Origin of the sequence: Falsiroseomonas sp. HW251 (assembly GCF_050563545.1) — a bacterium.
GTDB lineage: Bacteria > Pseudomonadota > Alphaproteobacteria > Acetobacterales > Acetobacteraceae > Falsiroseomonas.
The window spans coordinates 11,176-24,483 of sequence record NZ_JBNXUM010000047.1; the positions used below are offsets into that span (position 1 = coordinate 11,176).

A 13,308-nucleotide genomic window follows, 5' to 3' on the forward strand; every position below is an offset into this window, starting at 1 on the left:
CAGTTGTCACTCCGCCGCCTTGTGCTGCTCGGCAGACTTGATACGTTCGCGAAAGCCCTCGACGCCGAGGTGCTCCGGGTTCTCTTGTCTCATGGCTGCCCTGGCGGCGGGACCGGGGAAGGTTGGGCGAAGCAGGACGTCCTCAGTGCTGGGCTGTCGAACAACGCTCACGATCGTGTCCATGCACTCGAGGAAGGTCGGGCGGTGCGCCTCCGGCGCGGCGATGACGACCTGCAACCCGAGCCCTTGGAAAAGATGAAGGAGTGCCTGGGTGTTGCGGACATCGAGCTGGTTGAACGCCTCGTCGAAGAGGATCAAGCCGAGGCCGTCGCTGTCGCCCGTTCTGCCGCCGGGGAAATACATCGAAAGCATGGATGCAGCGATGGCCACGTAGTAGGGCGCTTGCCTCTGACCGCCGGAGAGCTTTCCGGCAATCTTCGACAGATCCGACACGCGCCCATCGGCGCTGCGGATCTGCAGGTCGTAGACGTGGTAGTTGCGGTAGTCCTCAATCTCTTTCGTATCGTCCTGGCTGACGACGATCTCCTCGACGCGCCTCAGCGCCTCTGCGAACTCGGCATCCTTCGCCTGGCTGAGTGTCGCATAGCTGCCGTCAAAGGTGAGCCCAACGCGCTTGGCCAAGTCCGCCAACGGCTTCAGCCTCTCGTTTATGCGCCTCGAAAACGCATAGGTCTGACCGACAAAAGTGCGGCCAACGAGCCGCCGGTTCAGGGAATCAAGCTGGACGCGGCCGTACTCAAGGCGCTCGTTCAGCTTGGTGAGGAGGTCCTCCTTGAGCATGACCTCCACTTCCTCGCGCGCCTTGGCCACTCGGTCCCGGTGGGGCATCAACTCATGCTCCTCGAGGCGGCGAACACGACCGTCGAGCCAGAACAGCTTGTCCGCCTCGTCCGCCTCAGGTGGTAGCGGGTTCTGGCCGACATAATCGCTGATGAAATCGTAGAACTCTCGTTCAGCCCTCCTCTGTGCCTCTCTTAGTTGCTCGTTGTGCCGCTGACTCTCCGCCTCCGCTGCCGCCTTGAGACCGCGGAGCTCCTTCTCCTCACGCCCGCTCCACGCGATTCCAAGCTGATTCAGCACTCGCTCTCGGACCACGAGGATTGTGTCTGTGATCCCCGCCGCCTCAATGGTTTGGCGTTCTCGCTCGGCGAGCTGTCGAGCAGCTAGCATGGCCTCCATCTGTTTCAATTGTGCGGCGCGGTGAGTGGCCTGCTGAATGCGCACCTTCAACTTGACGATTTGCTCGCTGTCCACCGCAACGTCTTTCCGAAGCGCGGCGATGTCATCCTTCATACCGACGATGCGTTCCTCTCGGTCGGCAATCGCCGCCAGCAAGCCCGTCGAGTCCGAGCTCGAGAGCTCATGGATGTCACGTTGCAGGCCGAGGGCACGGACACGCGCGTCCTCGAGAGCTCTAGCATCTGTCTCGATGCGATCCGGCTCCGCTGCTAACGCTAGTGCTTCGAGGCACCGAAGCCCGCCCTCGAGAAGCCGCCGACGCTGCTCTAGCCCACTAGGTCCCTCGATACTCTCCTGCACCTCTGCCCGTCGCCGCCTTGCCTCTTCGATAGCGGCAGCCTGCGCGGTGCGCCCGAGGATCGGTCGCCTATCACGGAACACCCTGAGCGACTGACCAGAGGAGGTCTTGCCATTTCGCAGAATGGCTGTGTCGCTCTGCTCGAACTCTTGCTGAGAATCCGCTCGCGTAAAGCGGCCGACGCGGCTGTCAATGAAGCTCCGGGCGTCGACATCATTCGTCACGGCGACTTCAGCTATCGATTTTTCTGTCAGCCGAGCCCGACCGGCCTTCGTCTTTCGCGTGTTGACGAGACGGCAGACGTCGAACCGCTGCCGGTTGTGGTAAAGTACATCAAAGGCCTCGTCGACTTGCGCCACCGGCACGATCAGTGCCTCACGATGGGCGCCAAGCAGCGCTTCCAGGGCGAAGGCCCACTCTGGTTCGGAGACGTCCACTACGTCCGGCAGGGCCACAGCCGGTATTCCGCGGCGCGTAAGTTCTCCACGAAACTCAATTGTCTCTCGCGAAAGCAGGGGACCGCCGTCCCCAGCCGCGCGAAGCTGTCCATCTAGTGCCGCGAGTTCGCCTTGCAGCGTAGTCAGGTCCGATATCGTCGCTGCCAGCTGCTGCCGAAGGGAGCCATCGGCCTGCAGCACCTTTCGCACGCGCTCGGCCAGCAGCCGCACGTCTGTACCTTCCATAGCCCAGTCCAGCGGCGGCCTTCCGGATGTGCGCGATGCTAGCTCCGCCGCCGCCGCCACTGCCGCCCTGGCATATGCTGGCAAGTGCGCCTCAAGGCGCGCCATCTGGGTGACCCACAGGTAGGGCGCTAAAGCGTCTTGCAGCGGTCGCGCGAGGACGCTGACCTCAGTGCGCACACTCCGAAGATCGGCCTCCAGTGCCTGCCTCTTGCGTGCCTCGTCAGTAGTGGCCGCCAGGCCAATGTCACGACGATTGAGCTGCTCAAGTCGCACGATACCTGCTTCGATATCGCCAATCTCGGACGTTCGCCGTGTTCGCCGTTCGTCGAAGGCTGCCCGTTGCGTCTCGTCGGTTTGGATCGACCGCTCTATCAAAAGTCGGTCTGCAAAGCTGGCAATGAAGGTCTGGGTATCGGCCCCGATCCTATGAGTAGCCCAATTGGTGTACCTCGCTCGTGCCGACTTCCCGGCGGCCAGCATTTTCTCGAGCTTCTTCACCTCCTCCTGAAGCTCGGTCCACACCTTGATGGACTGGCGCACGCCCTGAATGTCGAGGTTCCGCTGATCCAGCACGAAGCGGCGGACGAAATCCGTGGGATCCTTGATCTCGCGTGCAGAAAGAGCCGCGGCGAAGGTCCGTAGAAAGCGCTCCGGATCCGGCGAGTGACGAGGACGCATCGCGGTCAGGAATTCCGCGACGAAGGGTGTGGACCTCGCGTGGAAGGTGATGGCCTTCCCGAAGCGAGCCTTCATTCGACTCTGAAGCTCTTCGTGCCCTGGCACGAACTGATTGCCCTCAGTGTCCGTCTCGACGAAATCCGCTAGCGCAAAGCCGTGTCCTCGGATCAGGAACCGCGCCCGGACTGGGTCGGCGGACAGCTCGGCTCTGTCCACAGACAGGAGCAAGCCGATCGAGACATTCTGGTTCGCCCCATTGGTGAAAGTGACTGCAACGACGGTCTCGCTGGATTCGCGGCGCGGCTCGCCCCCTTCGACGTCGGATACCTCTCCCAAGCAGTAGCTGGCCACTGTTCGGTCACGTGCCTCGCCCGCGGACGCGTTCAGGCGCAAGGCGCTACGGTTGCAACCCGTGACTACGGTCTGGACCGCGTCCAGGATGGCGCTCTTGCCTGAGCCGGTCTGGCCGAGCAGGGCGATAGCGCCCCGAACCTCGAGGTCTTCGCCCTCGAAGAGGTACCAGTTGTGCAGACTGACGCGACGCAGCTCGAACATCGCTAGTCCTCACCCGAATGGACTTCGGCCTGCGTCTCGGGTTCGCCTGCATCTGAGAGATCGGTCTCTTCGGTCGGACCTCCTGCCGCTCCGCGGCGGGCCGAAATGAAGTCGAAGATGTCCTCATCCGGGTGTTCCGAAGCGCCGGTTTCCGCCCAGGCGACGAGGTGCTTGGCAAACTCGTCCGTGCAGATCAGTCGCACCCCGGGCAGGACCTCGATGGGAGTGACGCGTTCCACCGGGTCGCGTGCGCCCACCCTAACGATGCCGCGTCGTCGAAAGTCCTGGAGTATTTCAACCAGGCGACTTTCGATCTTGGGTGGCTCAGTAGCGGCTATCGTTCGAATGGCGTCATGCAGATCGTCTGTGGTCGCCTCTATCCGCCCTGACTCGGTCACCAGCCCCTTTCTGAGGCCATCTTCAAGCAGGTATCGCAGGGCGAGCAATGTAAGCGTCTCGTCCTTCGCGAGCCGCGTCTCGCGCCAACCGTATGCGCGTGGTCCCGGCAAGAGCGCAATCATGCCCTCCCTGCGCTCGACAATCAGCCGCCGTCCGGCCGCGTCGAAATACCGCTCGAAGAATGGCCGATGGCGCAGCACGACGTCGTAGGCTCGTCTGGCGCCGTGGGTGTCCTCGTAGAGGATCTGGTGGAACTGGAGCGCTTGGATGGCCAGCTCGATGTCGTCCCTCAGCCCGTCGCCTTCAGCCTCGAGCAGCTTTTCGAGCTCCTGCAGTTCAGCCATCTGCTTGGGCTCCGACCCGGCGCGTGACGATGAAGTCGGCGCAGGATAGCCAGTCATTACAGAATTGGGGGCCCGGAAGCTGTTGGATGGTGTACTGGGAGGTCAGGTCCCCGTCGCCAAGCCACGGCAAAACCGCCAAGCGCTCGAAAACCACGAAGTCGTCCAGCGTGGCTAGCGGCAACTCGCTAGCTCGCGCTTCCTTACGCCCGTCGAGAGCGCGATCCAGGTACGCGCGGGCCTTAGCCGGTGTCACGTCCATGCGCTCGCGATAGGCCTGGAGCGCTTCCTGGAAGGCAAGAAACGCCGGATCCGGCGCACTGCGGCGTATGGGCCGACGTTCCGGTGGCGATCGCCTCCTCGCGTTCTGGAAGAGGTGCGCCGGGCCCAACGGCGGGGCATCGAGAAGCAGCGGCAGTGGCCCACCTGGTAGCGTAGTCACGGCGGCACGCCCGACAGCTACCATCGCTGCTACGATGTCCTCGGTTCGGGCATCACCGATGCGGTCCATGTGCCGAACGGTGTTCCGGACGCGCCCTTCAATACGGCGGTTCACCGCGTCGATGAGCTGCATGTGCTGCTCGAACGCGTCGAAGACGCGCATGACGGAGCGAAGCTCATCCTCAATGACCGCGCGTGCATCGAGAATGTCAGCAGCACGCCCCTCGGCGACGTAGCCGTCGCCTAGCGTGTCAAGGATGAGAGCATTGCCGAGAATCTGTTCACTGGTCTCGACAATTCTCACACTGAACCGGAATGGATTGGCATCCGTATGGAGACGCTTGTAGTCCTCGACCAAGTGCTGAGCGACAAAGTCTTCGAAAAAGCGCTGGAACATCAAGGCGAGCTCGGTCGTGCCGGACACCTGTTGTTCGATGGTTCGCATCGCACTGGCGACCGAACGCAAGTGGTTGACGAACGACCGCGCTGCACGCGCGGCATTACGGATCCCCTCGCTGCGGCTCCTTGGATCGCCAAGAGCGGCTTCGAGGTTAGACAAGACCCCGAGAACCTCGCCGCCAAAGCTGCGCGTGCGGCCCGCCTTAATGTCCAGGAGCAACTGGAGAACAATCCTGGCATAGCCGTCGAAGTCGACCACCTTGCGGTAGCGGTCACGGTGCTCGATGAGCCAGCCTGTCTCAATGAGACGCCGGTAGGCAATGTGGGCACGACTATCCGGCGCTGATCCGCCGTCGGTGCCCGCCTCCTCCTCTAGGGGCACGCCCCTGCCTCGGCGATCGACGAACTCGCGAAGGGCCGCGATGACGTCACCCTGTGGCACGGCCCCCGCCGACCAGGAGAAGACCTCGGTCTCAAGGTGCTCCAAGAGGTCGGCGTAGAAGACCCGGGTCGCAGGTCCAGCGAGAAGGCGGAATAGGTCGAGGTGAAGCTGGCCGAAGAGGCGGCTGTCCGACCTTCCCTGATCCGTGGCCGTTGAGAGCCCCGTCAACTGCTACCCTGCTCCTGACCCGAAAGCTTCGGCTCAAATCACGGCCGCAGGGTAGGAACGAACCAAAAACAATTCAATGGAAGAGTGGCGCAGCGGCCTTGCGAGGTTCGGCTAGCCTGCCACCGTCCACGAGCTCCCTGCCTGTATCCGGCGCCGACGAATAGTGTGTCCGCGGACTACGAGTACTGGCTTGCCTCGGCCGCCGTGTAGCATTGTCGATAGTGCGGAGGCCCTCCGAGGCGACCGAGCAGGTCATGACGCCTCACCCTCAGCACTCAAGGTCGCTCCGATCACGAAATTTCTTGACCCTGGATCCGAGCTGTGTCATCCGCCGAGTGTGCGTGCTGTGTCGACCTCCACCGGTCTGCTGCCCGCCCGTCTTTTGGCGGGCGTCTTCGCGCGCGCATTCGTCGACTCCTCGATAGCTGGCTGACCTTCGGCGCCGCGATGGTCGCGGCGCCCTGGCCAGCTTCGAGGGTACGACCGTGTTTCTTCCGTCTCCTGACCACCACGTTTCCAGCCTTGGGGCGAATGCCCCAGGGCATTCCGTGTTCATTGGTGCTGTAGGGACCCAGTCCAGCACCTCGCGAGTGCTTCCGTTGCCGACCAGCCAGATACGACGCCGCGCTGGCGTCGTGTCTGAAATTTCGCGTCGAGCAACGGAGCCCCGTCATGAAAACCAACGCGTTCACGCGGCACGCTGGTGCCAAGACTTCAGCGCCCCCACGGGTGGCCAAGGCCCGCGCACGGGCAAGTGAAAGCCATAGTGTTGCTGACTGCGCACCTGAGACAGGGTTAGCAAGCGCGGCACGCGCTCCCATCATCCGCGACAGCTTCGGGGAAGAGGCCGCCGAGCTTCTTGAGTACTTTTCAAGAGCGGACGTCCTGGTCCCTGCCGCAGACGGCAGTGCCCAGACGCCGTTCATCGGCACCGCAACGCTGCTGTCCTCGCGCGAGCTGCTCGCCGCGACAGTAACGGCAGGGCCGCCAAAGGCAGCCGATTACGCCAAACTAGTGCGCGCTGCGCTGCGCGCAGCCGCGCGTCTTCCGTCACATACGCATCCAGCAAGCACACGGCCGCTTACGGTCGTCGTCGACAATGGCGTGGAGTTTCATACGTCGGCGTTCGTGTCGACGTGCATCGAGCTAGGTCTCGATGTTCTGCGGCGACCGTTTCCTTCATCTGGCTTCAGGCACCCCGTCGAGGAGGATTCTCAAGCACTCGAGCTGCAGGTTATTGCAATGTCGAAGACCTCGCTCGGCAATCGGTCCGAAGCCCCCGACACAATGCCCCGAGACAACCTCAAGCGAGGAGCATGCCTCGGCGTCACCTCCCCTGGGTCGGGTGGGACGGAGCAGGGCTGATGCGCATCTCAAGGAAGATTCCCCGGGAGATGCTGCCTCGTGATGGCAGTGCGGGACCTACCCGGCGCATCGTGACGCGTAGCCCGCTCCGCGTGACCCGCCTCTTCCCCAGCTCGCTGATGGGTTGCCTGGTGCCGTGCGAGTCACAAGGCGAGCTCGAGCACTGGATGACTCTGGAGGCGGACGGCTCTGTCGTGGCCGCCCGGGCCCAACCAGATGCAGTCAGCTGGTCGGATGAGGGTACGGAGCGCCGTCACACTCCTGACGCGGAGGTCCGCTTCGACGACGGCCGCGTCGTGCTACGCGAGGTCAAGCCCTGGTCGGACCTGTCGTCCGCTGCGCGTGCCGCGGTTGATCATCGGACCGCAGTTCTTCAGGCAAGCCTAGCGTGCGAAGGCATCACCTACGAGCTGGTGAACAGCAAGTCCCCGGCCTTCGGTCGCCGGGTCGCTTCGGCGAAGCAGGTACTGGCTGCACGCCGAGCGACAATCCGTCCAGGGCTCGACCTGCTTGTGCGCGAGGCAGTCCTCCTGCGCGGAGGCAGCACACTTGGCTGCATCGAGCGGCTCATTCCACACGCGCGCCGCGAGGAGCTTCTGGTTCTGGTGCTCCGTCGCAAGCTCATCGTCGACCTCGAACAGGGTTCGATTTGTCCTCGGACGTCGGTTCGCATTCCCAATGCCCTCAGGAAGGAAACCAATCAATGGCTCCCATGCTGCGTCTGCGTCGGGACGACCACCTCGTGCGTGACGGGGTACGATACCGCGTGCTGTCCAGAGCAAAGGACGGCAAAATCAACCTCTTGCGCGTTGACGACGAGTCAACCTCTTCGTTCGAAGAAAAGGCTCTTGTGAAGGAGTACAGCGAAGGGACGCTGCGCATCGAGAGGCACTTGGTGTTGCTCTCCGAGAAAGCGCAGCAGTTGCTCGAGCTTGCCTACGAGAGCCTGAGCGAAAAGGCGCAGGCTGCTGCGGAGTTCAAGCTCCCCTTTGTCCGGGAGATGTTCAAACTCCATCGGCGCCGGTGGTCGAACAAGGGTCTGGAGGAACTGGCGGCACGAGTGTGCCAGCAGCTCAAGGACAACGACCAAGCGGAAGGGAAGCCGCCGCGAGAGGTGACGCCTCCAAGCACCAGGTCGCTTCGCCGGTGGGCGCACCGCGCAATGGAGCTGGGCTTCGAGGACCTCTCGGATGTCCGCATTCTCGTCCCGCGCAACCATGCATGCGGTGGCGAACGTGACCAGTTTGGCGACGAGGTCCAGACCATCCTTGACCAGGTTGTCGCCGACCTCGTCATGGTACCCACGTCGAGCCCGAAGAATGAAGCGTACGAGGAGTTCAAGCGCCTCGTCGGGTTGAGGCAGACCGAACTGCGGAAGAAGCGCAACGATCAAACAATCGAGCTGCCTATTCCGAGCCTGCGCACGTTCTACCGCAGGCTGAATGATATCTCAGAGGAAGACAGGACTCTCGCCGTCTACGGTCGCCTGGAGGCCGACCGCAAGCATGGACTCTCAGGACGCGGCCCGCAGGGTGACCACCTTCTGCACGAGGTGGAAATCGACCACACCCTGATGGACATGATTGTCGTTTGCCCGATGACGGGCGTCCCTATTGGACGCCCGACAATCACCGTCGCCCTAGACCGGTGGAGCCGGATGATTGTCGGTGTCCACGTAGGCCTGGACGCGGCGGGCTGGCGTTCGACGATGATGTGCCTGCGTAATGCCATCCTGCCGAAGGATGAGCTGCTGGCGCGCGACCCTGAGGATCTGCGGGCAACCAACCGCTGGCCAGCCATGGGTGTGATGGACGTCCTCGTGCTGGACAACGCACCTGAGTTCCATTCTGCGGCGCTCCGTTCAGCGGCGCTGGAGCTTGGAATCACGCTCCAGTACTGCCCCGCCGGACAGCCCAAGTACAAGGGGAAGGTCGCGCGCTTCTTCAGGCGATTGAACGTCGAGCTTTTGCATCAGCTGCCGGGGACGACGTTCTCCAATCCGAAAATGCGCGGCAAGTACGACTCAAGGGCCCAGGCGTGCCTCACGCTCGAGCAGCTTCGCGCCATCGTCCACCGTTGGATTGCAGACTTCTACTGCCAGCAGGAGCACTCCTTCACGAAGCAGACGCCGAACGAGCGATGGGACGAGGGTCTGAAGCTGCGCAACGGCGTGAGCCTGCCGAACTCCGCGCACGACCTTATGGTCAGTCTTGCGGCTGTCGACTTCCGCAAGCTGACCAGTAAGGGAGTGGAGCTCTACGGGCTTCACTACTGCGACCCGCGCGACGCCCGCTTGAGAGCAATGCTCAACGACCCTGAGGCCCCGCGCGCGGTGAAGGTTCGCGTGAACCCTGACGACCTCGCGGAGGTCCACGTCGAGGATTTCCGCCGCCCTGGGCACTACGTCCCCGTGCCCTGCATCGACCGGGAGTACGCCTCTGGTCTCAGCCTCGCCGAGCATCACCAAATCGCGGCACGGGCTCGCTTGGCCTTGAAGCCTCGACAAGTAGCGACGATTGCGATGCTTGCGGATGCCAAGGCGAAGCTCCGCGCTGACGTTGCGCGGGTCCGCGACGCGAACGGCCTCACGTCGACCAAGATGAACGCGACTTACCCCGCACCGACCGGGAAGGTCACTGACATCGGAGAGGACGGCAACCCTATCACGACCAAGCCGACCCAGGTGCCTGCGCGGCCGAAGCCTAAGCACAACACGGGCGTCGTCCTGCAACTGCCCCGTAGGCGCTCCAAGCTGAAGTTTGACTGACAGTTGTGTACCGCAACCTGATTGAACCGAAGGGAACAGAAAATGTCTCACGATGATGCGAACGCAGTTGGCTTCCTTAACGCCAGCAAGCAAGCGCGTGCGGCACAACTTCTCGCCGAGCTCAGGCGGCACTACATCCTCTCGCCACAGGTTCAGGCCGTCGCGAATGACCTTGACTGCATGCTCGCCTTCGGGCCGCCCGAGCCGGGAAGCAAGCGGCCAGCGAGAACCTACCTGCTTATCGGCGAGTCAGGCGCCGGGAAGTCCACCATTCTGAAGCGCTTCCTTGAACGCCACCCTCCTGTCGCGGATCGGCTCGGCGACATCATGCAAGTGGTCTACGCCGAGGTTCCTGCTGCTGGCACCAAGATCGCCGCGATGCGCGCCCTTCTCGAGGCGCTGGGGGTACGTCTGAGAACGCGTGAAACTGAGGCTGACCTCACGCGCCTCCTGGTGACCCACCTTCGTGGTATGGGAGTTCGCGTCCTCATTCTGGATGAGGCGCAGCATCTGCTGAACCGGCGGACCGGCTACTTCGCCTACGAGCTGGCGGATTGGTTCAAGAGCCTGGCGAACGCAGGCATTGCACTTGTCATTGCAGGCACTCCGGAAGCAGCGATGGCCTTTAACCTGAATGAACAACTCGCGCGGCGTTCCATGGGGGCGCAGTGCCTGAGGCCGTTCGTTTGGAATGGAAGCGACGCTGGCGACGACACACCGGATGGCGGCGGAAAAGCTGATGACAATGCGCCGGATGGCGACTCAAACGAAAGCGATGGAACCGATTGGCTTGAACTACTGACAGCGCTCTCGAAAAAGATTCCGCTCCAAGACGCTAAGTATCTCATCACGGACGACATGCCACATCGGCTGTTCTGGGCGACGGGCGGGTACCTCGGGCGGCTTATGGATTTCCTGGCGGATGTCGTGATGGAGGCGGTGATGGCCGAAACCGAAGTCATCGACCGGGACCTGCTGATGCTTGTCGAGGAGCGGAGGCGCGATTTCCAGAACCCGGATTGGGTCAACGTCTTCCAAATCGCCAGCCTGGCGGACTACGAGCCCCCGACGAGGGATACGAGCCGCCAAACGCGTTTGCGTCGTGGCAGGCGCATGCCGCGCCAAGCCGACATCGGGAACCTCGAAGAGGCCGCGTAGGAAAGTGGCCCTCAGGCTAAGGCTCGGCCAACCCGGGGACGGCGAGAGCCTCCTCGGGTTTGCCGCCCGTCTCGGGGAGAGGAATGGCTGGCTGTCACTCCAGCCGTTCCTCAATTCGCTTGGGCTTCACTACACGTCGCCAGCGCTTCTCCCATTCGACACGTCGGCCGCCGCAGTGCTTGCTACAGCGGCCGGTTCATCGCCGACGGCGCTCCGCGGGGTGCTCTATGCCGCGAAGGCAGGAGAGCGAGTTCGAATGGGACGAGCCGCTCTAGCCCGGTCGATGGTGGTTACCGGGATAAGGAGGGTGTGCCCCGCGTGCATTGCTAGCGCGCCGTGGCATAGATCGGCATGGGATATCGCCCCGCTGCCGGTCTGCCCTGTCCACAGGGTAGTTCTCATTTCGATGTGCCCCGCTTGCGGTGAAGATCTGGATTGGACCGGAACGTCGATCACTGCGTGTACCTGCGGGCATGATTTGCGGCGCGCACCTGCCAGCGCCGTTAGTGCGCGCGTCGCTGCGGCGCACGCCGCTTGCCTGGGTATGGTGCTGGGCACAGGTAGTCCTGCGGAGTGCGGGCTGCCGGTAGCGCTTGCAGTCGACGAGCTCCTGTCGACCCTGATGTGCCTCGGCGCCTGCAACGCTGAACTCGTCGACCCTCCAGGACCAACCCACATGGTCAAGAGCGCTCGGCTGGTGGCGGACCTGGTGGGTATCGGCTTCGGGTGCCTTTCTCCCTGGCCAAATGCCTTCCACGCATTCCTGAATCGGCTCTCAGCGCGGCGGGTTTCTCGCGGTGGCCGCTTTGGTGCTCGTCGCGACTTCGGACAGGCCGCGGCCTGGCTTGCTCGCCTCGACGACACGACAAGCCTTGGAGCACTCCTGGCTCCCGAAGTCAGGCATGTCCTGTCCATGGACGCTGGTCCCCCTGCAACGCGGCTTCAGCGTGGCCCCTTGGCCGATCGTGGTGGTCGCCTGACGCTTACCGACGCAGCGGATCGGCTGGGCTGTGCCTATCCGAAGCTCAAGGAGGTTCTTAAGCGCGCTCGTCTCTCCGTCGAAGCGCCCGGGGCTGGAATGCCGGTGCACCTGAGCGTCGCTGTGGTTGAACAGATTGAGGCTGACCGCCTGGATCTGCTGACCACAAGGCAGGCGGCGACCACGCTCGGCGTGCGAAAGGATCGGGTTGCCGGAGCGATGGCTGCGCTCGGTATCACTCCAGATGGGCGCCCTGCCGCGGTGCTAGTACCAGGGACGACGTGGCCAAGGGCTGCTACCGACGGTGCGGTATCCTTTCGATTGCGAGGTCTGCCTGAGCGCGAGCGAACGGCCACGCTTATCGGCTTCGGTGACGCGGCAGGGCGCCTGATTCGATCTGGATGGCGGTGGCACGATGCCTGCGTTCAGCTGTTGTCAGGACAGACCGAGGCCCGCGCCCAGGATACCTGCCGCAGAGGATTGGCACGGCTGCTCTTCAAGCCAGAGGACATCTTGCGCCTTGTGGAGGAACCCGACTTCAGCATTTCAGAGGCAGGGGCTGAGCTTGGGGTAAACAGCGAGCTGGCCCATCTTCTGGTGCGCCATCGGCTTCTGGAAGCTGATCAGGGCCGTCGCGGCAGGCGTGTGACCAGGGCCGCAGTTGAGCGCTTCTCGAAGACCTACTTGCTGCCTGGTAAGCTTGGGCTCGACGCCGGTCGCCATAAGGGCTGGACAGCTTCCCGCCTGACGATGGCCGGGTGCCGTCCTGTCCTGGGACTTGACCAAGGATCTAGGCACCTTGTTTTCCTTTGGCGTGACGCCAAGGAGATCCTGGCCAACCTGAAATGACCATTTCCTTGCAGAATCGGTCCGAGCTGGGCGATTCCTTGTCGCGTGAAGGAATTGGATCGTCTTCAGCCACTTCCACTTCGCTGCGACGTCGAGCCTGGGGAGAGCCTGAACGGCTTTCTTCGGCGACTTGCCGCTCGGAATGGGCGACCACACCCGAAGGAAGTTCTCGGGGACGCCTTAGCGCGCCGGTTCCCTGGCGATAGCCTTTCTCTGCAGGAGCTCGAGGCACTCTCCGTTCTGTCTGCTGTCCCCATCGAGCGGCTGAGGGCTCTGTGTGTAGAGCACATCGAGGTCGGACCTGGAGGGGAGAGTTTTCTCCACCGCTACCTCGGCCAGGTCCTCAATCATTTGGACCTCCAAGGAAAGTGGCGCACTGTCTGCCCAGCGTGTCTTCAGGAGCGAGCGTTCCACAGGGCTCGATGGGACCTCGTCGCTCTGGGCGACTGCTCGCGGCACCGCCATCAGCTTGTCAGCTCCTGCCCGAAGCCAGAGTGCAAATCCCGGCTCAACTGGCATCGCGGTA

The 13,308-nt window shown here is 63.0% G+C and carries 8 protein-coding genes and 2 pseudogenes; 7 read left to right on the plus strand and 3 right to left on the minus strand.

Annotation, left to right across the window (positions count from 1 at the left end; genetic code table 11):
* Positions 1-6 precede the first annotated feature (6 nt).
* From ACLF3M_RS32905 to ACLF3M_RS32915, 3 genes are read right to left on the minus strand one after another with little or no spacing between them, the layout of a single operon-like run.
* On the minus strand, positions 7-3,474 hold the full coding sequence (locus ACLF3M_RS32905) for an SbcC/MukB-like Walker B domain-containing protein (RefSeq protein ID WP_430661249.1): 3,468 nt from the start codon (positions 3,472-3,474) through the stop codon (positions 7-9).
* A gap of 2 nt (positions 3,475-3,476) precedes the next feature.
* Positions 3,477-4,217 carry a DUF4194 domain-containing protein gene (locus ACLF3M_RS32910; RefSeq protein ID WP_430661250.1) on the minus strand — a complete coding sequence of 247 codons (741 nt, stop codon included), beginning with the start codon at positions 4,215-4,217 and terminating at the stop codon, positions 3,477-3,479.
* A complete protein-coding gene (locus ACLF3M_RS32915; RefSeq protein WP_430661251.1) occupies positions 4,210-5,664 on the minus strand; it encodes a Wadjet anti-phage system protein JetA family protein in 1,455 nt (484 codons plus the stop codon). Before ACLF3M_RS32915 ends, ACLF3M_RS32910 begins: the two co-directional genes overlap by 8 nt.
* Positions 5,665-6,336: 672 nt before the next feature.
* Between ACLF3M_RS32915 and ACLF3M_RS32920 the strand changes: the two genes are divergently transcribed.
* From ACLF3M_RS32920 to ACLF3M_RS32950, 7 genes and pseudogenes are all read left to right on the plus strand, one after another.
* A complete protein-coding gene (locus ACLF3M_RS32920) occupies positions 6,337-7,029 on the plus strand; it encodes a hypothetical protein (protein ID WP_430661252.1) in 693 nt (230 codons plus the stop codon).
* A 92-nt stretch (positions 7,030-7,121) separates the two neighbouring features.
* Positions 7,122-7,883 carry a hypothetical protein gene (locus ACLF3M_RS32925; protein WP_430661253.1) on the plus strand — a complete coding sequence of 254 codons (762 nt, stop codon included), beginning with the start codon at positions 7,122-7,124 and terminating at the stop codon, positions 7,881-7,883.
* Positions 7,832-9,796 carry a hypothetical protein gene (locus tag ACLF3M_RS32930; RefSeq protein WP_430661254.1) on the plus strand — a complete coding sequence of 655 codons (1,965 nt, stop codon included), beginning with the start codon at positions 7,832-7,834 and terminating at the stop codon, positions 9,794-9,796. Before ACLF3M_RS32925 ends, ACLF3M_RS32930 begins: the two co-directional genes overlap by 52 nt.
* A 42-nt stretch (positions 9,797-9,838) precedes the next feature.
* Positions 9,839-10,954 (plus strand): TniB family NTP-binding protein, encoded by a 1,116-nt coding sequence (locus ACLF3M_RS32935; protein ID WP_430661255.1) that lies wholly within the window; start codon positions 9,839-9,841, stop codon positions 10,952-10,954.
* A gap of 4 nt (positions 10,955-10,958) precedes the next feature.
* Positions 10,959-11,342 (plus strand): annotated as a pseudogene (locus ACLF3M_RS32940) (TniQ family protein); the annotation flags it as partial.
* Positions 11,343-11,630: 288 nt separating this feature from the next.
* The gene (locus tag ACLF3M_RS32945) at positions 11,631-12,782 is read left to right on the plus strand and encodes a hypothetical protein (protein ID WP_430661271.1); all 1,152 of its coding nucleotides are present in this window, start codon (positions 11,631-11,633) and stop codon (positions 12,780-12,782) included.
* A 45-nt stretch (positions 12,783-12,827) separates the two neighbouring features.
* Positions 12,828-13,241: pseudogene (locus ACLF3M_RS32950) on the plus strand (TniQ family protein); the annotation flags it as partial.
* Positions 13,242-13,308: the final 67 nt, after the last annotated feature.